This window comes from Paenibacillus sp. FSL K6-0276 (assembly GCF_037977235.1).
Lineage (GTDB): Bacteria > Bacillota > Bacilli > Paenibacillales > Paenibacillaceae > Paenibacillus_AQ.
Map to the genome: position 1 here is coordinate 1,981,554 of NZ_CP150276.1, position 26,187 is coordinate 2,007,740.

At 40.8% G+C, this 26,187-nt stretch carries 26 protein-coding genes and 1 pseudogene; 17 read left to right on the forward strand and 10 right to left on the reverse strand.

Annotated features, from left to right (window positions below; all coding sequences use genetic code 11):
- Positions 1-15 precede the first annotated feature (15 nt).
- From MHH52_RS09015 to MHH52_RS09025, 3 genes are all read left to right on the forward strand, one after another.
- Complete coding sequence (locus tag MHH52_RS09015) at positions 16-210, forward strand: hypothetical protein (protein ID WP_340008036.1); 195 nt, start codon at positions 16-18, stop codon at positions 208-210.
- A 1-nt stretch (position 211) separates the two neighbouring features.
- Positions 212-616 (forward strand): hypothetical protein, encoded by a 405-nt coding sequence (locus MHH52_RS09020; protein WP_340008038.1) that lies wholly within the window; start codon positions 212-214, stop codon positions 614-616.
- Positions 617-868: 252 nt separating this feature from the next.
- Positions 869-1,516: a hypothetical protein gene (locus MHH52_RS09025; RefSeq protein WP_340008039.1), complete on the forward strand. Its 648-nt coding sequence runs from the start codon at positions 869-871 to the stop codon at positions 1,514-1,516.
- 79 nt (positions 1,517-1,595) lie between these two features.
- On the opposite strand, the gene MHH52_RS09030 is transcribed toward MHH52_RS09025, so the two are convergent.
- The gene (locus tag MHH52_RS09030; RefSeq protein ID WP_340008041.1) at positions 1,596-3,359 is read right to left on the reverse strand and encodes a HAMP domain-containing sensor histidine kinase; all 1,764 of its coding nucleotides are present in this window, start codon (positions 3,357-3,359) and stop codon (positions 1,596-1,598) included.
- Between the two features lie 4 nt (positions 3,360-3,363).
- Positions 3,364-4,071 (reverse strand): response regulator transcription factor, encoded by a 708-nt coding sequence (locus MHH52_RS09035; protein WP_340008043.1) that lies wholly within the window; start codon positions 4,069-4,071, stop codon positions 3,364-3,366.
- A gap of 191 nt (positions 4,072-4,262) precedes the next feature.
- Between MHH52_RS09035 and MHH52_RS09040 the strand changes: the two genes are divergently transcribed.
- The 3 genes from MHH52_RS09040 to MHH52_RS09050 all read left to right on the forward strand — a co-directional run bounded on the left by MHH52_RS09040 (position 4,263) and on the right by MHH52_RS09050 (position 7,206).
- Entirely contained in the window at positions 4,263-5,255 is a 993-nt protein-coding gene (locus MHH52_RS09040) for a peptidoglycan DD-metalloendopeptidase family protein (protein ID WP_340008045.1), read from the forward strand.
- 135 nt (positions 5,256-5,390) lie between these two features.
- Positions 5,391-6,158 (forward strand): hypothetical protein, encoded by a 768-nt coding sequence (locus MHH52_RS09045; protein WP_340008047.1) that lies wholly within the window; start codon positions 5,391-5,393, stop codon positions 6,156-6,158.
- A 238-nt stretch (positions 6,159-6,396) separates the two neighbouring features.
- Entirely contained in the window at positions 6,397-7,206 is an 810-nt protein-coding gene (locus MHH52_RS09050) for an acyltransferase domain-containing protein (RefSeq protein ID WP_340008049.1), read from the forward strand.
- Positions 7,207-7,304: 98 nt separating this feature from the next.
- Here MHH52_RS09050 and MHH52_RS09055 read toward each other — a convergent pair whose 3' ends face one another.
- Both MHH52_RS09055 and coaA read right to left on the reverse strand, forming a co-directional pair.
- Positions 7,305-8,351, reverse strand: coding sequence for a glycosyltransferase family 8 protein (locus tag MHH52_RS09055; protein ID WP_340008050.1), 1,047 nt, complete (start codon positions 8,349-8,351; stop codon positions 7,305-7,307).
- 164 nt (positions 8,352-8,515) lie between these two features.
- Positions 8,516-9,451 carry a type I pantothenate kinase gene (gene coaA, locus MHH52_RS09060; protein WP_340009562.1) on the reverse strand — a complete coding sequence of 312 codons (936 nt, stop codon included), beginning with the start codon at positions 9,449-9,451 and terminating at the stop codon, positions 8,516-8,518.
- A gap of 180 nt (positions 9,452-9,631) precedes the next feature.
- Between coaA and MHH52_RS09065 the strand changes: the two genes are divergently transcribed.
- The 4 genes from MHH52_RS09065 to MHH52_RS09080 all read left to right on the forward strand — a co-directional run bounded on the left by MHH52_RS09065 (position 9,632) and on the right by MHH52_RS09080 (position 13,839).
- Entirely contained in the window at positions 9,632-10,723 is a 1,092-nt protein-coding gene (locus MHH52_RS09065) for a hypothetical protein (protein ID WP_340008051.1), read from the forward strand.
- A gap of 59 nt (positions 10,724-10,782) precedes the next feature.
- Entirely contained in the window at positions 10,783-11,433 is a 651-nt protein-coding gene (locus MHH52_RS09070; RefSeq protein WP_340008052.1) for a suppressor of fused domain protein, read from the forward strand.
- Between the two features lie 765 nt (positions 11,434-12,198).
- Complete coding sequence (locus MHH52_RS09075) at positions 12,199-13,236, forward strand: NADH:flavin oxidoreductase/NADH oxidase (protein ID WP_340008053.1); 1,038 nt, start codon at positions 12,199-12,201, stop codon at positions 13,234-13,236.
- Positions 13,237-13,401: 165 nt separating this feature from the next.
- A complete protein-coding gene (locus tag MHH52_RS09080; protein ID WP_340008055.1) occupies positions 13,402-13,839 on the forward strand; it encodes a helix-turn-helix domain-containing protein in 438 nt (145 codons plus the stop codon).
- A 75-nt stretch (positions 13,840-13,914) separates the two neighbouring features.
- Here the strand turns inward: MHH52_RS09080 and MHH52_RS09085 are convergent, their stop codons facing one another.
- On the reverse strand, positions 13,915-14,511 hold the full coding sequence (locus MHH52_RS09085) for a GNAT family N-acetyltransferase (protein WP_340008057.1): 597 nt from the start codon (positions 14,509-14,511) through the stop codon (positions 13,915-13,917).
- A 336-nt stretch (positions 14,512-14,847) separates the two neighbouring features.
- Between MHH52_RS09085 and MHH52_RS09090 the strand changes: the two genes are divergently transcribed.
- The 5 genes from MHH52_RS09090 (at position 14,848) to MHH52_RS09110 (ending at position 18,610) form a co-directional block, all read left to right on the forward strand.
- Positions 14,848-15,369 carry a serine acetyltransferase gene (locus tag MHH52_RS09090; protein WP_340008059.1) on the forward strand — a complete coding sequence of 174 codons (522 nt, stop codon included), beginning with the start codon at positions 14,848-14,850 and terminating at the stop codon, positions 15,367-15,369.
- Between the two features lie 110 nt (positions 15,370-15,479).
- Entirely contained in the window at positions 15,480-17,315 is a 1,836-nt protein-coding gene (locus MHH52_RS09095) for a UbiD family decarboxylase (RefSeq protein WP_340008061.1), read from the forward strand.
- 3 nt (positions 17,316-17,318) lie between these two features.
- Entirely contained in the window at positions 17,319-17,552 is a 234-nt protein-coding gene (locus MHH52_RS09100) for a hypothetical protein (protein ID WP_340008062.1), read from the forward strand.
- Positions 17,553-17,569: 17 nt separating this feature from the next.
- Positions 17,570-17,980: a hypothetical protein gene (locus tag MHH52_RS09105; RefSeq protein WP_340008063.1), complete on the forward strand. Its 411-nt coding sequence runs from the start codon at positions 17,570-17,572 to the stop codon at positions 17,978-17,980.
- A gap of 165 nt (positions 17,981-18,145) precedes the next feature.
- Complete coding sequence (locus tag MHH52_RS09110) at positions 18,146-18,610, forward strand: DUF2269 family protein (protein ID WP_340008064.1); 465 nt, start codon at positions 18,146-18,148, stop codon at positions 18,608-18,610.
- 583 nt (positions 18,611-19,193) lie between these two features.
- Here MHH52_RS09110 and MHH52_RS09115 read toward each other — a convergent pair.
- From MHH52_RS09115 to MHH52_RS09130, 4 genes are all read right to left on the reverse strand, one after another.
- A complete protein-coding gene (locus tag MHH52_RS09115; protein WP_340008066.1) occupies positions 19,194-19,400 on the reverse strand; it encodes a hypothetical protein in 207 nt (68 codons plus the stop codon).
- 48 nt (positions 19,401-19,448) lie between these two features.
- Positions 19,449-19,652 (reverse strand): helix-turn-helix transcriptional regulator, encoded by a 204-nt coding sequence (locus MHH52_RS09120; protein ID WP_063235833.1) that lies wholly within the window; start codon positions 19,650-19,652, stop codon positions 19,449-19,451.
- Positions 19,653-19,664: 12 nt separating this feature from the next.
- Positions 19,665-20,063, reverse strand: a complete 399-nt coding sequence (locus MHH52_RS09125; protein ID WP_340008067.1) for a hypothetical protein — start codon at positions 20,061-20,063, stop codon at positions 19,665-19,667.
- A gap of 362 nt (positions 20,064-20,425) precedes the next feature.
- Positions 20,426-21,319, reverse strand: coding sequence for an AraC family transcriptional regulator (locus MHH52_RS09130; protein ID WP_340008069.1), 894 nt, complete (start codon positions 21,317-21,319; stop codon positions 20,426-20,428).
- A 192-nt stretch (positions 21,320-21,511) separates the two neighbouring features.
- Between MHH52_RS09130 and MHH52_RS09135 the strand changes: the two genes are divergently transcribed.
- Both MHH52_RS09135 and MHH52_RS09140 read left to right on the forward strand, forming a co-directional pair.
- Positions 21,512-22,363: an aldo/keto reductase gene (locus MHH52_RS09135; RefSeq protein ID WP_340008070.1), complete on the forward strand. Its 852-nt coding sequence runs from the start codon at positions 21,512-21,514 to the stop codon at positions 22,361-22,363.
- Between the two features lie 167 nt (positions 22,364-22,530).
- Complete coding sequence (locus MHH52_RS09140) at positions 22,531-24,435, forward strand: ATP-dependent DNA helicase (RefSeq protein WP_340009563.1); 1,905 nt, start codon at positions 22,531-22,533, stop codon at positions 24,433-24,435.
- Positions 24,436-24,619: 184 nt separating this feature from the next.
- Here MHH52_RS09140 and MHH52_RS09145 read toward each other — a convergent pair.
- Positions 24,620-25,859 (reverse strand): annotated as a pseudogene (locus MHH52_RS09145) (IS110 family transposase).
- Between the last annotated feature and the right edge of the window lie 328 nt (positions 25,860-26,187).

Below are 26,187 nucleotides of genomic sequence, written 5' to 3' on the forward strand. Positions count from 1 at the left end.
TTGAGGGGAGGGCATGTGAATGAACATTGTTGTAAGAAGAAGGATCATTCCAGAGATACCAAGGTTCAGGCAACAATATCTGTGGGACGGGTTTCAGATATTAAAATACTCAAAGGCGCTTTAGATAAAAATGGAAATCTGTTGGAACAAGGCACTCGAAAATGCACTGGCGCAGGCAAAGACGAAATAATTCGTTTCAAGGAGGGCTAAGATGAACATTGCAGTCATTTCTTATTCATTCACAGGCAACAATGATGCATTAGCTGGCAGTGTGGCTAAAGAACTGTCGTCTGATTATTTTCGAATTTCTGAATCTAAGCCTCGGACATTGAGTTCCATTACAATGGATATGATTTTCAGCAGGATTCCGTTGGTACAGCCATCACCTAATTTATTAGTGAAGTATGATTTGATCCTCTTTTTTCGGGCCGATCTGGATGGGGCAAGTAGCCACACCACTCCGTGCATATTTAAAGCATTTGAAAACAAATCCGCACAAGTATGGTTTCATTTCAATCAGCCGCGGAGCGGACGGACCCAACACGAAGGTACCAGGCGAACTCAGAAAAAGAACTGGGGTAGATCCCGTTGTATTTATCGACCTATATATCGCTGACTTAATATCGACAAATCCTAAACCGACACGGAAAGCTACTTCTGCTTACAAGTTAGATCCTGGGGATATCAAACAATTAACCAGTACAATAGTGAAGAAATTAATGGATGTGACTTAACTGAGAGTTCACCTATAAATAAGCGGCAGAGATGCCGTTTATTTATTTTCTCCTCAACTGGTATGAATTTGTCTATTATTAAAGTGTCAGTTCAATTCGCTAGATGGTATGATAGGAGCGGGAGGGAATTTAAAATGACCAATGAGATAACAAATGAGAACGAAGAAACATTAAACGAGAACGAGGAAATAACCAATGATCCAGCAATGTCTGAGGAGGATATGAATAAGCTTGTGATGGCTGTTCATCATAACGGTCTCGTAGCTTTGAGAGTGCACTTTCAAGACGTTGAAGGACAAGTGTTAAATATGGAGGCGTACGGCCCAGTTTTTGTTTTTCACGTAAAAAATGAGTTGGATCATGTATATTCTTGTGGCTTTTTTCTGCGTGAGTTGATTGCAAGATTCCAATCGGGTAAGGATCCTGCAGCATGGATGGCATCATTCTTCGTTGATCTGATGAAAATTGAGGGAGGCAAAACGCTTCCAAAACCACCAGCAAATGAAGACGAAGCTAAAGCGATGATAGACAATGTGTTAGTTCCGCAATGTATAAAAGAAATAACCGAAGAATTTGCGCCAGAGGATGTACATGTTGGCCTAGCTTGGAATGAAAAACTTGGTCCGGTCTTCGAGGCTGGATTTCCAGCGATAAGTGATGGGAATAACGTGTGTGCGTTCCCACTGCATTTATTGTTAACCCACTTGCAGTTGAATCGGGATCCTTCCGAGCTGCTTGTTCAAGGCATGTATAACATCCGAAAAGAGCATGGATTGGAGTAAAAGAGGCTCTGAGCCCTGACCATCCATAACCTAAAGAAACGGCAGAAATGCCGTTTCTTTGTTGTTTCTACTGATCTTTTTATCCTGCCGTGTTAAAAATCAATGAAATTGTCGTTCCAATTCCAGGTAAGCTCTCTACTTCAATCTGTCCCTGATGCTGGAGTACAAGCTGCTTGGAGATAGCCATGCCCAGTCCTGTTCCTTGGTTTAGCTCATCTGTATTCGTACCCCTATAATAACGTTCAAAGAGCAGATCCTTTGTCTCTGCATCGATACCAACCCCATTATCTTGGATACGAATCACAAATTGAGAAGAAGTAATCTTAACTAAAAAGACTTGGATCAGGGTACCTTCAGGGTTATGAAGGGCAGCATTGGCAAGTAGATTTTCCAGTATTCGTCTGAAATATCTGCCATCGATTGGATAGGTAATCGATCCTTCCGAAGCTGTATAATGAACCGGAACATGGGTGAATTGTGGGTGTTTTCTCCACTTTTGAACCGTTTGTTCGATGAATTCATTCATATCTGTCGGGATCAAATCAAAGGCAAAGGCATCATTTTTGAGCCGATAGGTTAAAGTCAGATCGTTAATCATTTCATCCATATAAGAGGATTTCTCGCGCATAATAGTAGCGAATTCACGAATTTCTGATGGTGACCATTCGTAGGTGTCCGATTCCATTAGATGTGCGTACCCTAATATGGAAGAAAGGGGTGTCTTCATATCATGAGATACGCCAGCAATCCATTCTTCTCTTGTGGTCTCTAGTTGCTTGCGAATTTGCTCGTTTTTTTGCAGCGTCTCTGTTAAATGAGCTAAGGAATCCATCATTTCGGTATGATTGCGGAATCTTTTTGTCAAACGCCCAGAACGGTTTCGGCTAAGAGGTGATCCCTTCGGATTACGACCAGTAGGTTCTCTGAATTCACCCTTGGACAAATGATGAAGCCAATCAATCATATGCAAAATAGGTGTGCCGAACCGATGACCATACCAAAGAGCAAGCAGCACGAATAGAAGAAGTATAATCACTAGCATAACCACAGCGTTCCAAAAGAAGATCTGAATATCTTCTCTATACGTATCGTCATTAGTCCATGGAGCCACTGAAGCGGCTAGTGGAGCGTGGATGATCCAAGTATTGTTTGTTGCTGGATCATACACCGTAAATAATTGCTTGCCATAACGTTCCGGATATTGGTTACGGAGCATTAAATCTTGAAGACTATAGTGGTCTGGCGTTACATTCGTTACACCATAACCTCCGAGCACCTTTCCATTATCATCGAGCAGCTCGATGGACCCATGAATAGCATTCAACTGCTGTTTGAAAGTCTCGTTTACTTCGATTTCCCCCGTATTCCAGGTCACTTCCTGCAGTAGATTTTCTTTTAACGTCGCAATATCATTTTTCACTCCATATAAAAGGGTATAGCTTTGCCCATCCAACTCTTGAATCCAAGCATATAGTCCGTAAGGGAAGTCCTTCTCCGCTCTCCAAAAGCTCATCAACTCACCGGGATGATAACGTACCGGCATATCCTCAGGTGTATGGTAGGCAGCCACTATATATCCAGACTGATCAACTACCTGCAGCCAGCCCCCCTGATCCCTAACCACAGTAAGAAGCTTTGGATCGAACTTTATTGTGCTGTTCTGTTTCGTAATTGAATTTGTAAGCACAGGCAAACTGGGTTTAATGAAGTCGAATTTCTGATCCAGACGTTCCAGCTTCACAACGCTTAAAGTAAATGTCCCTAGAATCAGTACTGTAAGAAGAAGGCCGACCAACAACAGTTGTCTAATGTATTGAAAAATAAACCGTTTCTTGATGTTCATCGCATCAGTCCTCAGACTCTTGTACCAGCTTGTAGCCTAGTCCACGCGCCGTAATCAAGTAAACAGGCTCACTTGGACTTGGTTCGATACGCTCGCGAATACGGTGGATATGAACCATGACCGTATTGTCATCACTAAAGCTTTGTTCGCCCCATACATGCTCATACAATTGTTTTTTACTGAATACCCGATTGGGATTTTGACAAAAAAACAAGAGAAGCTGAAACACCTGCGCCGGACAATCGATCAAGGTATCATTCACGCGAAGCTCTCCGGCATATTCGTCTACTTGAAAGGTTCGGAAGGTGTAAATCCGCTTCACAGCCGGAAGTTCATTAGCTTTATGATATCGACGAAGCTGTGCGCGGACACGTGCAACCACTTCTAATGGATTGAACGGTTTTGTAATATAATCGTCCCCGCCGATAGCAAATCCTGTAAGTTTATCGAAGTCACCAATTCTAGCCGTCAAAAATAGGACAGGGGCATCCGTCGTTTGCCGAATCCATGGAAAGATCTCGAAACCGCTCTGCTTTGGCAGCATAACGTCCAGCAGGATCAGATCATACTTTGTAGTTCGGCAGGCTAGCATGGCCTGTTCCCCTGTTTCCGCCGTATCGATAAATAGGAATCCCTCTTTATTTAATACGGTTTTTAGTAGCTTAAGTATGGACGATTCATCGTCCACGATTAGGATTTTTGATGGATTCATCTCTTCATGATCTCCCTATAATTAGCATGAAATTACTATACCATTTGTTGGGTTCAAGCAGCGTATTTGGAATCTTAACAGAGCCTTAATTTATAACGTCGAGATTAATACAATCGTAAGATTTCGTTTCGCGGGTGTTAAACCTTGCCACATACACTTAGCTAAGAATCCAATATAAAGGAGAGAAATCAATGAATTATTTCTTAAGTCCAAAAAGCTTAATGCTGCTTAGCGTCGTTAGTACACTGACATTAGGTTCACTCCCAGTCACCGTTTCAGCGGCATCCGCCAACCCTGTAGCAGTAGCCGCGCAATCCCAAACGTCTTCCTTTAAGCCGGACCAATTGCTCAAACTGCTGGAGCAACAGAAGTATGAACGTATCTATGGACAGTTAGGAGCAGCTTACAAGAAGGAATACGCTTTAAAAGATTTCAAGAAACATGCTAGTCTTTATCACAAGAATGCTACATCCTATAAACTGGTGAGTCATGTAGCCTTGAACAATACTCACTATTATGCATGGACCGATCCTAAAGGTGTTAACACGATACAAGCGATGTTTGATAGTAAGAGCAAGTTAGAATTTCTGTTCTTCAGTACGATGCAAAAATATCCGGAGACCGATGCACAGCGTACTAAAACCACGTTTCAGCTTCCTATTAATGGGAACTGGTTTGTTTTTTGGGGAGGCTCGAATGAGTTAATTAATTATCATTATGGGGCTGAGCAGCAGCGGTATGCGTATGATCTTATCGTTGTGAATAACGGTTTCAGTTATAAAGGCGATCCTAAGAAAAATGAGAGCTATTACGCTTATGGAAAACCTGTGTTAGCTGCAGCAGCAGGCAAAGTCGTGAAGGTAGTCAATGACATTCATGATAATTATCCTGTGGGCACCGAGAATACGGAGCAAATCGCCGGAAACCATGTCATCGTTGATCATGGCAATGGAGAGTTCAGCTACTACGCCCATCTGCAAAAAGGATCGGTCAGCGTCAAAGTCGGCGATGTTGTGAAAGTCGGTGATATGCTAGGGAAATGCGGAAACTCGGGGAATTCCAGTGAAGCCCATCTTCACTTTGAAGTAGCCAACAGTGCGGAGCTATACACTACGCAGTCGCTGCGGGTGAAATGGAAGGGTGCGGATGATTATGAGCAAGGCACCTTTATAAAGGCCCCTTAAAAAATAAAGGCTGTTATAGTCGTTGCTTTTCGAACGACTATAACAGCCCTTTTTATTAAACCTAGATCGTAGGGTCAAATGACTTCGGTTGCACTTTTGAATTCAAGTGGCCAGGCTGTCTTGGCGTTATAGCCAATGGCTGGAGCATGGCTATGCAGGCATCTATGGGAACATTATTCTTTTAACAAAGATAGCGTTTATCTGGAGAATGACGCATATCCCATTATGAAAGAAGCCGCGATTTTCTACTTGGATTGGCTAGTTCCAGATGATAAATCGCCGTATCTTGTCACTAACCCTTCCACTTCACCAGAGAATAAATTTGTCACTGAGGCAGGAGATCCTTGTGCGGTAACGAAAGCATCTACGTTAGATCTTTTGCTCATCCGCGAGTTATTTACGTATTGTATCGCCGCATCGGAAATTCTGAATCAGGATGTGGAACTGAGAATGGAGCTGTTTGAGGCCTTATCGAAGCTCTATCCCCTACAAATAGGAAGAGGGGGGCGCCTGCAAGAATGGGCTGAGGATTTTGAAGAATGGGAGCCCGGACATCGGCATTTATCTCATTTATATGGTTTGTATCCTGGTGATCTACTTCAATACGAGAGAGATGCGGAGTTTGTTCAAGCTTGCAGACGATCATTAGAACATCGGCTGGAAAATGGTGGGGGATATACGGGCTGGAGCTGTGCCTGGAGCATGGCATTGTGGGCAAGATTACGGCATGGAGCTGAGTTTCACAAGAGCTGGCTATCGTTACTTCGAACCTCGACCTTTCCTAATCTTTTTGATGGGCACCCGTATATGGTGGATACCACCATTAATTATTCCCGCTCAATTTTTCAAATTGATGGGAATTTCGGCACCGCAGCCGCCATCGGAGGTTTCAATAGGGTCTGAGAATGGTGGCTTATGCAGAGTACGGTCAACGATTCAGTTGGCGTCAGAAGCACTTGATTCCATGTCATGTTCAACACGAAATGGCTTCTATATTTACGAATTTATCATGCCAGCGCGTGAGGATGTACTTATAAAGGCAATGATTTAAGGTGTTCTTCGAGCTTCAGTGGTTGTTTTTTAGCGATCGGCCAAAGAGCAGCCACTGTGCTGTATCCATAGGAAATAAGGAGGTTTTCTAGTGAACATTAGAGCATTGTGTGAAGGGATAAAGCTTGATCCTGCTGCTAGGCAGCAGGTTTATGAGTTTCAGATGAAAGAGGAAGAATATGCTGCTTATAAACAGTATTTTTATTTCGACAGATTTTCTTTTTTTGAATCTGTAAAACAATCAGAGGGCTACCGAAAGCTGCTATTATATATATTTGTAAGATTCGCAGTAGATGCTTATGAAGAGTATCGTATTCGTAATATAGAGGATGAGATCTATTATGATACATTCTCAGATATTCAGATCTGGTGTATGCAATGTCTGCGTGATTACGGTGAATATGGTATTGAAGAATATAACTGGCTGCAAGAGCATGTTCAGCTTCGTTTATTTCGTTTGGGAAGAATGCAATTTCAACCTATTGCGATGGACCGGGATTTAGTTGTTGATGGTTGTAAAATCTTTACCAATCAAATCGTGCTTAATGTGCACATACCAGCGGGAGAGCCTTTATCAGTTCAAAGTGTGGAGGAATCCTTTCAGTTAGCCAGAGCTTTTTTTAGAGGCATATCTCCAGTATTTATTTGTCATTCATGGCTGCTTGATCCAGAATTAAGTGAGATCTTGAACCCGGAATCGAACATTATTCAGTTTCAGAGTCAGTTCAACATTTATGAGGTCGATAAGAGTTCCAAGGAAGCGGAAGAAAGAATATTTAATAAGTTAAACGAGTGCCCGGATGACTACGAAGAGAACACCCAATTGCAACGGAGTGCAAAAGCCTTTCTAATGGCAGGCGGTAAGTTAGGAAGTGGTTACGGGATTAAAGTACATAAGTGAGACTGAATTCATAGATTGAATATTGATTCGGAGCGCTAGAACGGCAGAAATGCCGTTTTTTTCTGATATAATGCGAATAATAGGCTTAACTCCAATTACTATTTCAGTGAAATTTGGACGCGTGGATCAAGTTTTGGCATAATAGAAGTTGTTTTTTTACGAGTAATACGTCGTTGGTTTTGTTCTCTTGTGTTGATCAAGATCGCCTTATTCCTTCTAATGGGTTTAATTAATTTCAAATCGGATAACGAAATGGGTGATATTCTCATAGGAACAATTTTAATTTTACGTGAGCTACTTTTTCCAGTAAACCGCCGCTTTACATAGCTGACTTTCCGTTTTCTTCGCTTTATTTTGGTGCTAAAAGTTCTCCAAGGGGTTAGATTAAGAAGTTGGTTATATAGCGCTGAACCAGGGGAATCTTTATTCCAGCATTTTTTATCTCCGGCAAAATGAACGATTTTATTATTGAAGTCATGATCTGGGATGGCCATGTTGAATGAATTAAAACGAATATCAAGTGGGAGGTAATTCCCTCCAAAAACCGCATTCAGAACATCCTGATCAGGCATGGTTACGTCAGGGAATGTACGTAAAAAGTTCAGCATTTCTACGTACCAATTCGAATTCTGGCGGATATTATTCAAAGAAAATAAAATAACTCCGGAATTAAAATAAAGCTCAGGATTTAGCCCCTTAGAACTGACAATATGCGCAACCTCCATAATCGCCTGATCCCAAATCGCACCCAAATATTTATCGCCTAGTTCCACCTGCCACAAATCGGTAATGTCCATGTTTACCAATACATCGCAATCTAGATAAATGATTTTGTCTACAGGTATTAAAGCGGGAAGAAGTAATCGATACATACAAGCCTGTGTCCATACACTGATGGAGTTAATATTGGCAAGAACCTGAAGCATATCATCGGGTAAAGTGATCGAATAATAACTAATCGTATGATGATGTTTTGTGGTTAATTTGTCGAGCTTTCGCTTGTTATCTTCGGTTAAAGAGATATCATGTAAAATATGAACATGAATGGGGGAACTTGTATGTTGAAAAATTGATGCTAAAACGACACCAGCATGCTCAGCATATTGTCCATCCTTATCTTGAAAGGCCAAGGCGATTTCGATCATTTGATTTATCCTCTCTCTACATTAGTGTACTTATGTACCACAGTATACGTTTGTCTTGACGAGTGGATAAAGGCATTACACCTACGATATTAACCCAATTTAATTTGCACACTCACAAACCAAGCTCTGCACTTCAGAGACTTGGTTTGTGAGTACACTAATTTTTATTTTCGCAGCTTAATTCGATCTATGTGATGGTCGTTATTTTTATGTAGAATAAGATCTGCGCGGTTTCTGGTAGGTAAAATATTGTGTATCAAATTTACATAATTGATTTCTTTCCATATTCTTTTTGAGATCTCGATAGATTCTACTAGAGATAATTGTGCATATTTTTTAAAATAAGACTGCTCATCTTGGAAGGCAGTATCTCTAAGTTTAATAAACCGATCAATATACCATGCCTCTATATCATTCACATCAGCATCAACATAAATTGAAAAATCAAAAAAATCAGATACAAAATAGTTTGGCACACTTTGATTAATCGTCAAACTAGTCTGAAGAACATTTAATCCTTCAACAATTAGGATGTCCGGGTTCTCGATCGTGATATATTCATTTGGCACAATATCATAAGTTAGATGCGAGTATACAGGGCTTTGAACACTCGAAACACCAGACTTCACTTTAGTTAAAAATGAAATCAAATTACGTGTGTCGTAGCTTTCTGGAAAACCCTTTTTCTTCATGATTCCGCGCTTTTCTAGCTCAGCATTGGGAAGTAAGAACCCGTCAGTCGTAACTAAATCTACTTTTGGAAGGGGAGGTAATTGAGAGAGGAGTTTCTGAAGAAGTCTAGCGGTTGTACTCTTGCCAACAGCGACACTTCCAGCGATGCCTATGATAAATGGACCTTTCTTCAGATCGTCATTTAGAAATTGATTCAGAGATTCTTTAAATTTATGAGAGGATTGAAGTTGCAAATTTATCAAATGGGACAGAGGAAGATATACCTCATTTACATCCTCAATAGAGATTTTCTCGTTGATACTTTGGATATCCATAAGTTCTTCTTCTGATAATTGGATAGCGGTGAAATCGCTTAGTTTTTTCCAATCCTCACGTAAATAAAGTGTATATGCTGAATTATTCACCATTAAAGTTTCCACATCCCTGAATTTTTTAGAGATTCGTCTGCACTTAGGTATTATAACCGTTCATTCAACATCATTCCATTCATTGCATTCGACATTATTATGGACATTAAGGATAATCCGTTTTCAATAAACAGGAAAATTGATTAAAATATAGAGTATGAGTCAGAATGGAGTGGAGCAATGGGAGTTTTTCGAACAGTTGAATTATTGAAAGATCATACGCGCAAGGGTACGTTCCAAGAAGAGTCAGAGGCCAGAAAAATTGTGATAAGTATTTATTATCCGGATACGGATGGTTTGCTCAATAAAAATGAATCTGAAATAATATATATGGATCTTTTCCGCCCCTGTGAACAACAAGCGAGAGCAATTCTACAAGATATTGGTATGAATATGGATATCATAGATGGATTATCTACCTCAATCAGCAAGCGAACATTTCAACAGAAATCCAAACGATCCTATCCAGTGATCATCTACTCTCCCGCACTAGGCTTAGATAGAGATATGTATATTTACAATATACAATCGCTGGTAAAGCAAGAATTCATAGTGGTAACTGTTAGTGCTGCTTATGAAGCCATGTTTACCGTTTGTCCCAGTGGAGAATTTATTAATCAATCAGAAGCCATGAGGAACATACAGGCTACGGATTATACCGAATTACATCACTTGATTTCTATTCGAAAAAAGGATATACAGTATGTTTTAAGTTACCTATCCAATCTGAACGTTAAGGATAAGGATAGAATGGGAAGTTTTGATATGGATAAGGTTGGCATTATTGGACATTCGATCGGCGGTGCTACTGCATTAGATTTAACTATGGAAGATGATAGAATAAAAGCCGCAGTTTTATTAGATGCAAGTATGCATTTATATATTGAGAATGAAGTGAAGAATAATACGGTACCCATACTTGTATTAAGGCAAAAAGCTTCTGCTTTAGAATCCTTAAGAAATATTTTACAGAAGAAAATAGCAAATGATTTCATCAAAGGACAAGAGAAGCTTTTTTGGAATTGGAACGGATATAAATCTTTTTTGAAAATACGAAATGCAACACATATGTCATTTAGTGATATGCCTCTTTTTGAGGAGGACGAGACTTTATATCAAAGAACATGTGGAACTCATAATCAGATAAATGAGCTTGTAACTAAGTTTTTTCAAGAGCATCTATTAGATCAGGGGAATGCCTATTCTACATTAATTAGTCATAATCATAGTGATTTCTGTGTGATCAATGGCAGTGGAGATGAAGTTCTGTAATTTAGCAATAAACTCTCCTTCGTTTATACCGATAAACATAATAAGGGAGGGGATTACGAATGCATTCTGCTCAGTCTAATGAGATGATTTGTAACCATATTGAAAAATACATAGGGGTTATTGATAATGTCTTTAAAGAGATTATTTCAGATGTTCTATCGATTGATATTCTAATTGTTAATCCGACGCCTGAGCGAGATTTCTATACTTTAATTACATCTGGAATGAGTGAATTTGCTATGCAGGTTCCAGATGGCGCAGAAGAATATCAATATACTGAATTAATGATTTGTCTCCCGTCTACATGGAAGCTGTCCGATGAGGATTTTAAGGATGAACGAAATTATTGGCCGATACGAGCTCTAAAAACAATGGCTAGGTTTCCCCATGAATATAATACTTGGCTCTATATGGGGCATACGCTTGTGAACGGTAATCCAGCACAGCCTTATAGTGAGGACACAGGATTTCAAGGGAGTTTCGTGTGGGTTCCGGATGTTGAAGATAAATCTGGATTTTTTAACTTGGAAATGACCAGTGAGAAAGTGGTGCACTTCTATACTTTAATTCCACTTTATGGGGAGGAGTTAGATTATAAAGTCAAGCATGGCGAGGAAGAGCTGCTTAATAAGTTAAATAAGGTTGGGGTTACCGATGTTCTGAATCCTTCCCGTAAGAATAGTTGTAAGAAGATATTTGGACTCTTTTGAAAAACAAGAAAAACGGCCGAGGGCCGTTTTTTTCTTATTCTTTGATCCCAAAAGCAATCCAGCGTCCATCGACATCTTCGATGACAAATTCCTTGTTATTGTAATCGGCATCGTACCCATAGCCATACAACTCTCGATTTGGAATGACCTTTTGTCCTTTGGATTGTGTAAGGATAATTCTGTATCATCACGATACAGACAAATATGCAGTTCCTCAGTATCTAAATAGGGCATAGGGCACAACTTGAAAGCCTAAGTACTGACTGTAATAAGCAGCCGTTTGCTCAATACTCAGGGTAGGAAAGATACTATGTGATTGTAAAAGCTTTTTATCCACGATTGAATTCATCCTTTCAAAAATAGATATCCATATATTACCTTGCGACAAAGATTTCAACAATACGTGGAGTTGACATTCCACAGGCGACATTCATGGTTGACAGCTTCGATGTTCTATAATAATATACATGCATGAGCATGCATTTATTATATAGCTTTAGTTTAAACTATATAAGATGAACTTGGAAAATTGAGATTAGGGAGAGAAGTGACGAAGAGGAGTTTTGGAACTGTAGGCGCGATAGTTGACCGCCTTTGTCTCTAGATTTCAACTACTAGTATTGGTTAAATAGAAGAAATCTGGAGACAACAGCGGCCGAAAGTCCAAACATTCCTTGTAGTTACGATCGATCCTTATAAAAAACTCGAGATCATTTGTTTCAATGTTCATAATAAATTTAGTTTTTTATAATGAGGAGAGATATCATGAAAGACTTGTTTACCCCGTATGAAATGAAGAATTTGAAATTGAAGAACCGCGTGGTTATGCCTCCGATGTGTCAGTATTCCGTGACGAACAAAGACGGGATTGCTACCGATTGGCATTATAATCATTACGTAAGTCGCGCCATTGGAGGAACTGGATTAATTATTATTGAAATGACCGATGTGGAGCCTGATGGCCGAATTACTGATTTTGACCTTGGTATTTGGTCCGATGAGCAGATTCCAGCACTGGCTAGAATTGTTGATGCTTGTCATTCCTATGGGGCAAAAGTAGGTATTCAAATTGCTCATGCTGGGCGTAAGGCAGAAGATGCAGCAGTTCCTGTATCCTCTTCTGCCGTTCCATTTGACGCTGACTCCAAAACACCACGTGCCCTAACGACTGAAGAAGTGAAGGGTATGGTTGAGAAATTCCGGTTGGGCGTGAAGCGTGCGATTCAAGCGGGGTTTGATGTTATCGAACTTCATGGTGCGCACGGTTACCTCATTCATCAGTTCCATTCACCACTAACGAATCAAAGAACAGATGAATATGGCAAAGATTTGACTCTCTTCGGTACTGAAATCATTCATGCAGCTAAAAGCGAAATGCCTGAAGGAATGCCACTAATCATGCGTATCTCGGCTCAAGAATATGTCGAGGGCGGATACGGAATCAAAGAAAGTATGGAAATTAGTAAGGCCTATAAAGAAGCAGGAGTAGATATTTTTCATATTAGTACAGGTGGCGAAGGTCCAATCGGAGCTGCTGGTATGCCCGGAACGCATGCGGCGTATCAAGTTCCTTTGGCAAGAGAGATCAAATATGGCTTGAATGTTCCGGTGATTGCTGTAGGTAGATTGGATGAACCGACTCTTGCCAATGCAGTCATTGGTAATGAGGATGCTGATCTTGTCGCAGTTGGCCGGGGAATGCTGAGAAATCCGTATTGGACTTTGGAGGCTGGGGTTGAGCTTCAGAAAGATGCCGGTATTCCTCGGCAGTATGCCTTTGGATTTCCTAGAATTAAAGGATAAGGACTAACAGAATAAAATCGAATCATTTGGAGAGACCGGCTTCTTGGAGAAACGGTCTCTTCTCTTTTTTTGGATTATGCTTGGCACAATGGATGTGGAGTGTAGTACTATTATATAGAAGAAAAAATTCATGAATAATCATACGCTCAGGAGATGAATAGATAGATGGACAAAATTCTTAACAATGACCTTATCACGAATTGGTTGACGTTAACACATATACAAATGAATGTGACGAATGAATTAGAAGTTAATTTGCAAGCGAATCATGGCTTATCTTTAAAAGAGTTCTACTTGCTGTTATTTTTATCGGAAGCTCCGGAAAAGAAATTGAAATTGCAGAAACTCGAATCCATGGTCGGTTTAAGCCAAAGTGCCGTTTCACGACTGGTTAGTCGGTTTGAAGCCAAGGGCTGCGGAGCTTTAGAAAGAAAAGCATGCGATGATGATCGCAGAAGTATTTATACCTCTATGACCCCCATTGGTGAAGGCAAGCTCATTAGTGCTCAAGAAACCTTTAAAGAAACTCTAATTGCGGCTTTTCCGGAAAAAGATGTGGAACAGCTTCTGGAACAAATGCTTCGAATGAAGCGACAATCTTGAATCTACAAAAGAAACCTCTGAGTTGGTAAATGGAAAGCATCTCCATTCCCCATACAGAGGTTTTTTATGTAAGGTTTACTCATTCCATTTTCGCCTGGAAAGCTGGTAATAATTATAACTCTCATGTTCAATCGTAATCTCGTTAAGTAAGCTGAAGTCACATTTTTGTAGGACTCTATTAGAGGCTGTATTGTGTATTAGAGCAATAGCGTTTAATACATCGGTAGAAGTGTGCTCAAACAAATACTTAATTAATCCCTTGGCAGCTTGTGTGGTATAGCCTTTGCCGCGATGATCCTTGGATATGGCATACATGATTTCTCTGTTCGGAGAGGGTAATTCATCCTTCATTCCTGTACAGCACCAACCAATAAACTCCCCCGTTTCTTTTAAAACAATGCCTAAACGAAGACGAAGCTCCCCGATGTTTACAGCCGCTGAGACCGCTTGTAGAAACTGTTGGTTTTCTTTTATTTCATAGTTTATTAACCAATCTAGCCGTTGTTCTTTAGGGACATTCCAGTCGGGCAGAAATTCTATGATTTCAGGTTGCGTGGTAAGTGCGTGAAACTCGTCTAAATCCTCCACTCTAAACTCTCGTAACAGGATATCTTTACATTCAATTGTAAATAAATCACGTTTTGTTGACTCGAAACCTACACGGTTATTCATATTCATCTCTCCTTCGTACATCCAAAGTCATTTTATCATGAATAAAAAGGTTGATTTGGTAATCTTTGATTATAAAAAATAGTTTTCTTTTATTTCACATAAATATTAATTGGTTAAATGCTTCGCTGGTTCACACACCTAATGTGAATAGAAAGAATGATGAGAAGGTTACTCCAGTTGCTTGATGAATCTCTGAATCTAACTTACACTGGTGAAAGTACAATCACTCGAATGACTCTCCATCCTGAGATCCTCCCAGAATATTTTTCGCCACACAGATGCTTTCATTTCACGAGAATATAGTTCATATCTTGCCCCTAATAGGAGGACGATACAATGATGAAATCATTCAAAACGGACTGGAAAGCAAATCTAAAAAATCCACAAACGATTATGGCTTTGTTTACTTATCGTTACGGAAATTGGGTGTATTATCGGGTGAAAAGTGGCCTGATCCGCAAACCTTTGTGGCTCCTATATCGAATGATGGATGTGCTGTTTGTCCGAATTGTTGCCAATGGAGAGCTTCATGCTCAAGCTCAAATTGGTGATGCGCTTCATTTACCGCATGGGTTAAATGGAATTATTATTAGTCCAAAAGCGGTGATCGGCAACAACGCTACTATTTTTCACCAAGTGACCATTGGGGGGAGAAATAACTTAGGGGAACCCGTGATTGGCGATAGAGCGTTTATCGGAGTAGGTTCCAAAATTCTAGGTCCGATTACGCTTGGAAACGATGTTAATATCGGAGCCATGTCTGTCGTGGTTAAGGATGTGCCGGATAATGCTTCGGCAGTAGGAATTCCTGCTAGAAATATTTTGCGAGATGAACCCAAACCTGAGAATACAAGATAACGGCGGGATGTTCTAGTACATAGGGTATCGCTTTATTTTAATAAGTTCCAGGGTATAATTAAAGCATCCAAGAAATCTTGTAATAACCTTCTAGAGATCGGAGTAATGAAATGAAATATAGCAATTTAGAAGAGTGTGTTAATGATTTAGAGAAACATGGACATTTAGTTCGTATTCGTGAAGAAGTGGACCCTTATCTAGAGATGGCCGCGATTCACTTGAAGGTTTATGAAGCTGGTGGGCCTGCATTATTATTTGAAAATGTAAAAGGCTCGAAATTTCGTGCCGTATCCAACCTTTTTGGAACGATTGAGCGTAGTAAGTTCATCTTTCGGCGTACTTGGAACTCCACACATAACGTAATTGCACTTCGTAACGATCCTGTAAAGGCACTTAAGAATCCTTTTAAATATGTAGGGACAGGGCTATCCGCGAGAAAAGCTTTGCCTATCAAAAAGCCAGGGGGTCTACCAAGTGGTTTTCAGGAAATCAGTATTTCTGATCTTCCACTGATCACACATTGGCCAGATGATGGTGGCGCTTTTGTCACATTGCCGCAAGTGTATTCCGAAGATCCAGACAAGCCAGGCATTATGAACTCTAATCTGGGGATGTACCGTGTTCAATTGAATGGTAATGATTATGAACTCAATAAAGAGGTTGGCATTCATTATCAAATTCACCGTGGTATCGGCGTGCATCAAGAAAGAGCCAATCGAAAAGGAGAGCCGCTAAAAGTGAGCTGCTTTATCGGCGGACCTCCAGCGCATACGTTATCGGCTGTAATGCCTTTGCCAGAGGGAATGAGTGAGATGATCGTTGCAGGCTTGCTTTCGGGACGTCATTTTAGCTATAGCTATGTAGATGGATATTGCATTAGTAATGATGCGGATTTTGTGATCACAGGGGAAATTCATCCTGGTGAGACGAAGCCGGAGGGGCCTTTTGGCGATCATTTAGGATATTACAGCTTGGTTCACTCTTTCCCAGTCATGAGAGTACATAAAGTGTACGCTAAAAAGAATGCCATCTTTCCATTTACGGTTGTCGGTAGACCGCCACAAGAGGATACTGCATTTGGTGAGTTAATACATGAACTAACGGGTGGAGCTATCCGCCAAGAAATCCCGGGCGTTAAAGAAGTTCACGCAGTCGATGCTGCGGGTGTCCATCCCCTTTTATTTGCGATTGGCAGTGAACGTTATACGCCTTATCAACAAGTGAAGCAGCCAGCGGAAATTCTTACGATCGCGAATCGGATTTTGGGTACTGGTCAGCTTAGTTTAGCTAAGTTTTTGTTTATTACAGCCGAAGAAAAACAACCTATCAGCACACATGATGTTGAGGATTTCTTGACGTATATTCTAGAGCGAATCAACCTTCGCAGGGACATTCATTTCTATACGAATACTACCATCGATACCCTTGATTATTCCGGCACAGGATTAAACAGCGGAAGTAAGGTGATTTTCGCCGCGGTTGGGGAAAAGAAAAGAGAGTTATGTACAGAGGTTCCTGATATTCTTAAAGAACTTCGGGGATCTGGAAATGCAAAGATGGTGATGCCGGGTCTCGTGGCGCTTCAAGGTTCTAAATTCACTACTTACGCTGAAGCAGCGAAGGAAATGAACAAGCTTAGTGAAGATATTCAAGCATCGGGAGCGCTCCCGTCTTGTCCGATGATCATTGTATGCGATGATAGTGAGTTCTTAAGTGAAAGAATTGAGAATTTCCTGTGGGCGACATTCACGCGCAGTAATCCTTCTCATGATATTTATGGCGTGAACAGTTCTACGGAGTATAAGCATTGGTCATGTGATAACGTGATTATTGATGCGCGTGTAAAACCTCACCAAGCGCCACCCTTAATTCCTGATCCAGCGGTTCAAAAGTATATTGAACGATTGTTTGCTCCGGGTGGCAGCTTAAGCGGGGTTCGAATCTAGTTCGTGGATGGGGAAGAGGGGAGTGTCTATGGCATTGACATTGCTTCTCCGGATTATGGCAGTCCGGTTACACTAGGCGATGCTGCGGAGCACTTACAGAAATCACATTTAGGAGATCGAATCCGTATTCAGTTCGAAATGGATATTCTATCGCCTGAGGTGGGTTTCCCGATCATCATTTTGATGTCATCGTGTTGTCTCATTGCTCGTGGTACTTTAAATCCTTTGATGAGTTAGCCAGTGTATTGAGGAAAGTGAAGCGATGGGGTCGAAAGCTATGTTTTGCCGAATGGGATAGCCGGATCACGACGATGGAGCAGTACCCTCATTTCTTAGCTATATTGATTCAATCCCAGTATGAATGTTTTAAGGAAAATAGTTTGTCTAACATTCGCACGCTTTTTACCCCGGAGGATATCAAAGAAATCGCTGAAAAGGCTGGCTGGCATATCCTTAAAGAGGATTCGATTAATTCTACTGGGCTTCAGGATGGTCGCTGGGAGATCGATATTACGTTATCAGAATATTTAAATGAGCTTGATGGCTTGACTGATGTTCCAGAGAAGTTCAAATCACATCTTCATTCGGAAATGAAATTACTACAAGCATATGCTGAACAAAAGGATATCAAGTCTATGTCTACCTTTGCGTGGATCGCGGAGTAAGCCGAAGGCTTTTGGAACTTAGGAGTTGACGATCAAAGCGCCTAGCCGGTAAATTCCGGCTAGGCGCTTTTTCGAGATTATCTAAGATTTAAAGAATCTTGTACGACTAATTCCACTATCATCGTCATATGAATCTAAACAACGAATGATAGGAGGTTTGTAATTATGGATTTGATGGATATTATCTCTAAGATTGTAGTAGTGATACATGTAATAGCTGCCATAGTGGGAATTGGACCTGCCTTTGTGTTGCCATTACTGACAAGCTCAGCCAAGACAGGCAGCCAACTTCGTTTTGTATTTGGAATTATGAAGAAAATAAACAGGTTCCCGAAGACAGGGGGGGTCACCCTGATTGTTACAGGTATTTTATTAATGATTATCGATAAAATGGGCTTGTCGGTGTTGTGGATAAATCTTTCGTTGTTATTTTTTATTGTGATAGAGGTCATTATTATTGGAATGGTTGAGCCTCGAATGAATAAGCTAACTAAGCTCGTTATGGCTAGCCATGGCGAGGAAATCCCTGAAGGTTACGCCGCTGCTATGAACAAGATCGCTCCGTTAGAAGCGGCTGTACATGTGCTTACTATCGTCATTATTATACTAATGGTAGTAAAGCCGGTATAGGATCGTAGCGTCTATTCTCAATGATCTCTTTATAATCTCTGATGAGTCCATCAAAAATATTCTCCCAGGATATGTTGGCTGACTCCAGTAATTCCTTATTCAACTATCGTATCCCGTTAGCCATTCATGCAGCGCAAGAGCAGCGCTGCACCACAGAGGATGAAAATGGGTACCCCTATCTATACTGTTTGTACGGCTGGCGAAGAAGGTCGATAAGCTATGGTGCCATAGAGCCCAACCGTTAGTCTGATTCCGACCACCACGGTGCATCACAGAATGTCGCACCCTATTTGGGTAGCACTCATGGGAGCTTAATTGATTGTTCCTGCATCTTATGAATGAATCCCTGAATTCGTTTGTCGGCTTCATACAACTTCCACAATTCACTCACCTTCATTACAAAAACCTCCCAATAAACCTATTAAATCTAGGTTTTCATAATATGATAATTGGTAATTTTTATTGTATGACCGAATCATTTTTCAGTCATTACAGGAATGCTGCCCCATTAGCTATAGAAAAAAAGAAGCTGTGATCCACAGCTTCAAGTATGATGTTAAAGTACGCGTTTGTTTAAGTGATACTACCTCACAATAAATGCAATAACCCCAATTATAATACACAGAATTCCACTCAAAAATTGTCCTAATCCTGAAGCTTCTCCCATTAACAGCAAATTGAATATGTTTTTATTTTTTCTATTTTTTCCAAATAATCCATCATCTCTTCTCATACGATAAATACCCCAAACTACTAGAACTATCCCAAAAATAAATAATATAAAAAGCATTTACATTCCTCCGTTGTTTGTTTAATATGTGCATATTTATGAAATCTATTATTTGTCATCCTCATCGAAAATAAAGGTTTCTTCGATTGATAAGTTAAAAACTGAAGCTATTTTATACGCAAGTAACACAGATGGGTTATACTTTTGTTTTTCTAATGAGATGATTGTTCTAGAAGATACACTTACTTTATCAGCTAATTCTTGTTGCGTTATTCCATATTCTATTCGCAATTCTTTTACTCTATTTTTCATGAATCCTCCGAATTAAAGGACAAGATTGTAATACTTTCTAGACCCAATTTCACTAATTATTAAAGATACTAAGACAACAAATAATGTAGTATTTGTTGGTATTACCACATAATTAGTTAAAAACATAAGAATTAAAATTTCGAATATTAGAATATGCATGGAAAAGCGAGCAACTTTTCCATCAATTAAAGCATCTCTTTCATCATATTCTTTTGATAATTCCTTTTCCTGTGATTTATTCTTTCGGGATGTAATGTAAGAAATTGTTGAATACAACAAAATCATTCCCCCTAGGAATACTGTGATATAGCCAAAATTAAATCCTACTGATGTATCGAGAATGATTTGAATGCTTCCCAATATAATTATCAAGGTTGAGACTAAAAAACGCTGTATGAATAGATTTTTCAAACATACCTCTCCTAACCAACTTATTCTTCTGGAGTGAAGTTTACTTCATATGAAGTTCACTTCACGTGAAGTTGAGTTCATAATAACATATTACAAAGCAAACATCAAATGGTAAATAATAGTGCTTGAAGTAACGAAATATTTCAGTATTTGAACCATTTCTGTTATAAAAGTGTTCAACTAAACTGCCCATTTGTTGAACAAAAGGCAGCCTATCGTGTTGACCGGCTGCCTCCTAGTCTTTATTGAGTATCGTTCTTCGTTAGTTCAATCCCAAAGTCAATTCAGCTTTACTTACAGTCAGTAAAGCATCGCCCTATTTGGATCAGTTGCTTTTACTGGTTTGGTTTTATCTAAATCTTTTATGCTCTCAGGCGCTTTATATCTTGTCTAGGCGGAAAACCAAACATGCGGGAATACTCACGGCTGAATTGCGAAGGGCTTTCATAGCCTACTCGAAATGCCACATCAGTGGCATCTGCTGACTCGGTTAGTAATAGCCGACGGGCTTCCTGAAGTCTCAGTTGTTTTTGGAACTGAATAGGGCTCATCGCAGTTACTTCTTTAAAGTACCGATGAAACGAAGAAACACTCATATTCGCTATTTCGGCAAGCTCCTCAATCCTAAATGAACTAGCATAGTTATTCATGATATGTTCAATAACATCTTTAATTTGATGAGTTGAACTTCCTTCCATTACAATATGCTCCAATGCAGTCCCATTCTGACCTTGTAGCACCCGATAAAGAATCTCTTTTGTAAATAGTGGAGCAAGAACTGGAATATCTTTAGGCTGATCTAGCAAACGAGCTAACCTGAGAACCGCATCCATTAAAGAAGACTCCATCTGGCAAACAAACATAGCTCGCTTAGGATTTTCTTTAGAGTGAACACGAGCTTCAGTATCCTGTAAAACCTCTAAAATTTGACTCGGTGTAAATTCAAGTTTGAATCCTAAATATGGAACATCGGGAGTAGCTTCAGTGACTTGGGCGGTAACTGGCAGGTGAACGGATGCAATTAGGTAATCGGAAGGAGTGTATCTAAAACGCTCCTGTGCCAGCCATACCTCTTTTGCCCCTTGGACCACCAAACATAAGGAAGGTTTGTAAACCCCGTGCCTTGGTACGGACGCATTCGAGTCACGCAAGAAAAATAAGGACGGAATAGCAGTTTGGTGAACACCGTCCTTTTCTGAGTAACACTCAATGATTTTCACGAGCTCATTCTGCTGTTTAGTGATTATTTCAGACATTTGATCCTCTCATTTCGTCATTCTTTATAGTTGATTATAGTCCATATTCATTCAATACATAAGTGGTAGTGAGAGGATTAGGCAAACATCTGACATGAATGGGATAACGGTCACTTTGTCATCTGGTGCATAATAAGGATGTACAAAAGGAATTGTTTACACATAATCATTGAAATACTGGAGGCTTATATCATGCAAAAAGTAGTTTTGAACAATAAAGTTGAAATGCCTGTACTCGGTTTTGGTGTTTTTCAGATTCAAGATGCAAATGAATGTGAGCAAAGCGTTTATGACGCTATTTTGGCAGGTTATCGCCTGATTGATACTGCAGCCTCATATCAAAATGAAGAAGCAGTTGGAAGGGCAATTAAACGGAGTGGTGTGGCAAGAGAGGAATTATTTATCACTACGAAGCTTTGGGTTCAAGATACTGGTTATGAGCGCACAAAGAAAGCATTTGAAAAATCGCTGAATAGATTGCAACTTGATTATTTGGATTTGTATTTAATTCATCAGCCATTTGGCGATGTGTATGGCTCTTGGCGCGCTATGGAGGATTTATATCATGAAGGCAAGGTCCGTGCAATCGGCGTTAGTAATTTCCAGCCGGATCGTCTGATTGATTTGATTATTCATAATGAAGTAGTCCCTGCCGTAAATCAGGTTGAAACACACCCGTTCAACCAGCAAATCGGAAATGCGAAATTCATGAAAGAAAACAAAGTTCAAATCGAGTCCTGGGCGCCTTTTGCTGAAGGGAAAAATAACTTGTTCGAGAATGAGGTATTGGTACCTATTGCTGAAAAGTACAATAAATCCGTTGCCCAGGTAGTTTTACGGTGGCTGACACAAAATGAAATCGTTGTGATTCCAAAGTCTGTTCGTAAAGAAAGAATTATCGAAAACTTCAATATCTTTGATTTTGAATTAAGCCAAGAAGATATGGAGTCGATTACTGCGTTAGATACGAGACAGAGTCTGTTCTTTTCACATAACGATCCTGAAATGGTGAAATGGATTAGTAATAGAAAACTAGATATCTAACCCTATTTTTGAATGAACTACTTTGTAATTACTCCAATCTTATGAGATAATAGAGTTTTTCCGTTGATTCTATTTTTCACGGCATGTTAGAGATGCCTGATCAAATATTGGAGGTAGGCTTGTTGGCGACACAGTATCCTTTTGAATACGATCGGACCAGACCTTTTATGGAACAAGTAGGGGAATGGGTCGGAGATGTATTCTATGAAATTCTTCCTGAAGCAGGATTTGAAGTTCGTGATGAACAGATTTACATGGCTTTTCAAGTAGAGCGAGCTTTTGCCGAAAAAAAGACGATCTTTGCCGAGGCAGGGGTTGGTACGGGCAAAACTTTAGTGTATTTGTTGTATAGCATTTGTTATGCGCGTTATAGGGGTAAACCTGCGGTTATTGCTTGTGCGGACGAGTCGTTGATCGAGCAGCTTGTGAAGCCAGAAGGTGATATTGCCAAGCTTGCCAAGCATCTGAACATGAATATTGATGCCAGACTAGCGAAATCGCCTGATAAATACATGTGTCTGAAGAAGCTGGATCATGCCCGCAACAATGATGACGGGAGCTTGCCGCTGGAGAGTTTATATACTACTTTGCCTGATTTTGTACATTCTCATGCTCCGATGCAGCAGTTCCATGCCTATGGAGACCGTAGGGATTATCCAGATCTGAATGACGAACAATGGAACAAGATTAACTGGGATACGTTTCAGGATTGTTTTACTTGCGATATGCGTCACCGCTGTGGACAGACGTTGTCCCGTGATCATTACCGGAAGTCTAGCGACCTGATCATTTGTTCTCACGATTATTACATGGAGCATATTTGGACCTTTGAAGCGCGTAAGCGGGAAGGGCAAATTCCTCTGCTTCCAGAGCACTGTGCAGTTGTTTTTGACGAAGGGCATTTGCTAGAATCTGCCGCCATGAAGGCGTTAGGATATAAAATGAAGCATGTCGTCTTTGAAGAGTTGATCTCTCGTCTGCTACAGAATGAGATCCGTGAAACGCTCGCCGTACTTATCGATGAAGCGATAATGCAAAGTGAGCAGATGTTTAAATACATTCGTCGTCAATGTCGCAGTATCCCTGGATCGGATCGAAAAAGTATTGAACTCAATGCTCCGCTAATCCGTGAGGTACATCGCATGCGTAGTGTAATCGCCGCTATCGAAGAAGAATTAGTATTTGAAAGTGGACTTTACACGATTGATGAATATCAATTGCGGATTGTGGAAGAACGTTTGGAGACCATAGAGATCGCGTTGAGATTGTTTGAGGATTCAGGTGCATTAATCTGCTGGGCGACGGAAGATAGCGATGGCTTAACGCTGTCGGTCATGCCACGTAATGTTAAGGAAGTACTCCAAGACAGCTTGTTCACGCAAAAAATGCCAATCGTATTCTCTTCGGCTACATTATCCGTGGATAAATCATTCCAATACTTGAAGGATAGTCTTGGGATACACGACTTTCTGTCTTTCTCTGTAGACTCACCTTATGATTATGAGCACCAGATGAATGTTTATGTACCTGAGCTTCGGAGCGGTGATTTTACTGAGAAAATGGAGATCTCCTTGAAGCTTATCCAGCAGACTGAAGGAAGAGCCCTGCTGCTGTTCCGTACTCGCGAAGAACTCCTGCAGTTCAAGCAGCTAAACTCGCTGAGATCAGATTGTAGCCCATATTCTTTCCTATATGAAGGTGATCAAGAGATCAGCTATCTGATTTCAGCTTTTCAACGGGATGAGCATAGTGTGCTATGTGCGGTAACGCTGTGGGAAGGACTAGACATACCAGGACCTTCACTATCTAATGTGATTATTTGGTCGCTACCTTATCCTCCGCTTGACCCTGTATTTATGGCGAAACGTGCGGAGACCTCTAATCCTTTTGAAGATGTGGATTTGCCTTACATGCTGCTAAGACTTAAACAAGGGATGGGACGTCTGATCAGAACGGGTACGGACCAAGGAATTGTGACGGTACTTGCGGAAGCTGAAGGACAACATCCAGTTCACGAGTATATAACTTCTGTACTACCGAAGGGTACTAAGCTTCAGAAGCTCGAAATGTAAATTTAATATAGGATCACAATCGCTCCTTTTGTGAGGTGGATGCTTCGGCATTCTGCTTCTCGAAGGAGCTTTTTTTACGTAAATGTAAGGATGCACACGAACAAGAGTATGAAGAGAGGATGGGAAAAAGGCAATAGGATGCCCGGGACTTATTGAAAAAAATTTAAAGCTTGAGTGACAAGAATTAAGAGACTTCTGGCTCCGAATCAAGCTGCACATTGTAGCCCAAAGATGCTAATTGTTTGACTAACCGTCTTGCTCTGACGTGCTGATTCAGATGATCCAAGTAATCTACACCTAGTTCTACATAAGGTTGCTGTCGAAGGAGCATGTGATAAATCATGGTGAGCATCTTGTGTGCCGTTGCAATCAGCGCCTTTTTCTTACCACGACGGGCAGCTAACTTCCAGTACTTCGAAGCTAAATACGTTTTTTTCGTTCGGGATGCCGCCCACGCGGACTCGGCAAGGATGGATTTTAGGTGTGGGTTGCCATGGAGGATACGTGAGGACTTTTTTTCCAGCACTTTCGTAGTTGCCAGGGGATAAACCGGCCCAAGAAGCCAAGTGGCGCTCGGAATGAAACTGAAGCATGTCCGCACCGATCTCAGCTAAAATGGCGGAAGCGGCAGTCACATCTACGCCTGGAAGAGTTCGGAGAATTTCGATTTCGACACGATAGGGTGCTAAATGTGAGTCTATGGTTTCATCGAAGTCCTGAATGGAATGCTCCAGGTGAGTAAGATGCTGCCAGGATTGAGCGAGAAGAAAACGATGATGGGAAGAAAGTTTACCTTGCAGTGCATCCATGAGTTGGGGGACTTTGTTCTTGATTTGTCCCTTGACGAGGGAACGTACGGATTCCTCATCCAGTCTGCCATTGTCCATGAGTTGGCGGAGCAAGGCGCGTCCCGTCACACCAAACACGTCGGAGATTACGGAAGCAAGTTTGATGCCAGCAGATTCCAGTACCTTCTGGATACGATTTTTTTCTGCGGTCATGTGATGAACCAACTTCTTCCGATGGCGCGTAAGTTCGCGAAGTTCCCGGATGTCTTGAGGCGGAACGAAGCTGCCCTCAATAAGGCCAGAACGAAGGAGTTTGGCGATCCATTCCGCGTCGGAGATATCTGTTTTACGTCCAGGAACATTCTTGATACGCTGAGCATTGGCGAGTCTAATCTCACAAGACTGTTCGAGCACATGATAAACAGGCTTCCAATAAACCCCTGTACTTTCCATAGCCACGTGGGTGCAGGAAGCAGCTTGAATCCAGGCCTCAAGCTCATGCAAGCCCTTGGACATTGTTGAAAAGGTGCGAATTTCTTTGTGGGGACGATCTTGGAGGTTGCCGCTTAAGAGACAAGCCACGACCGTATCCCGGTGGACGTCGAGTCCACAACAGTGTTCTAAAATTGCTTCCATGAAATAACCCTCCAAACCAAATGTGTGGAGGGACAGAGTAGGCTGCTGAGAAAGTAAGGATTTTTTTACACGTGCTCATCCGAAGATGGCGACAATGGGTTGTACTCATGACCAGCCGTAGACGGTTTTTTGTACGGGGTTATACCACCATTAAAGACCTCGTGTTTCTTCTGTCCCTCTATTCATAGAATAGACAGAAATGGTTGGATTAAGACATGGGTGGCAATGAGCAAATAACATTTTCATTCTGGGATGTGAACCGAGGGCTCATGAAAGTTTTTTGTGCGTAAATCCAAGCATAAGGATTACTAATCTTACGGATAGTATA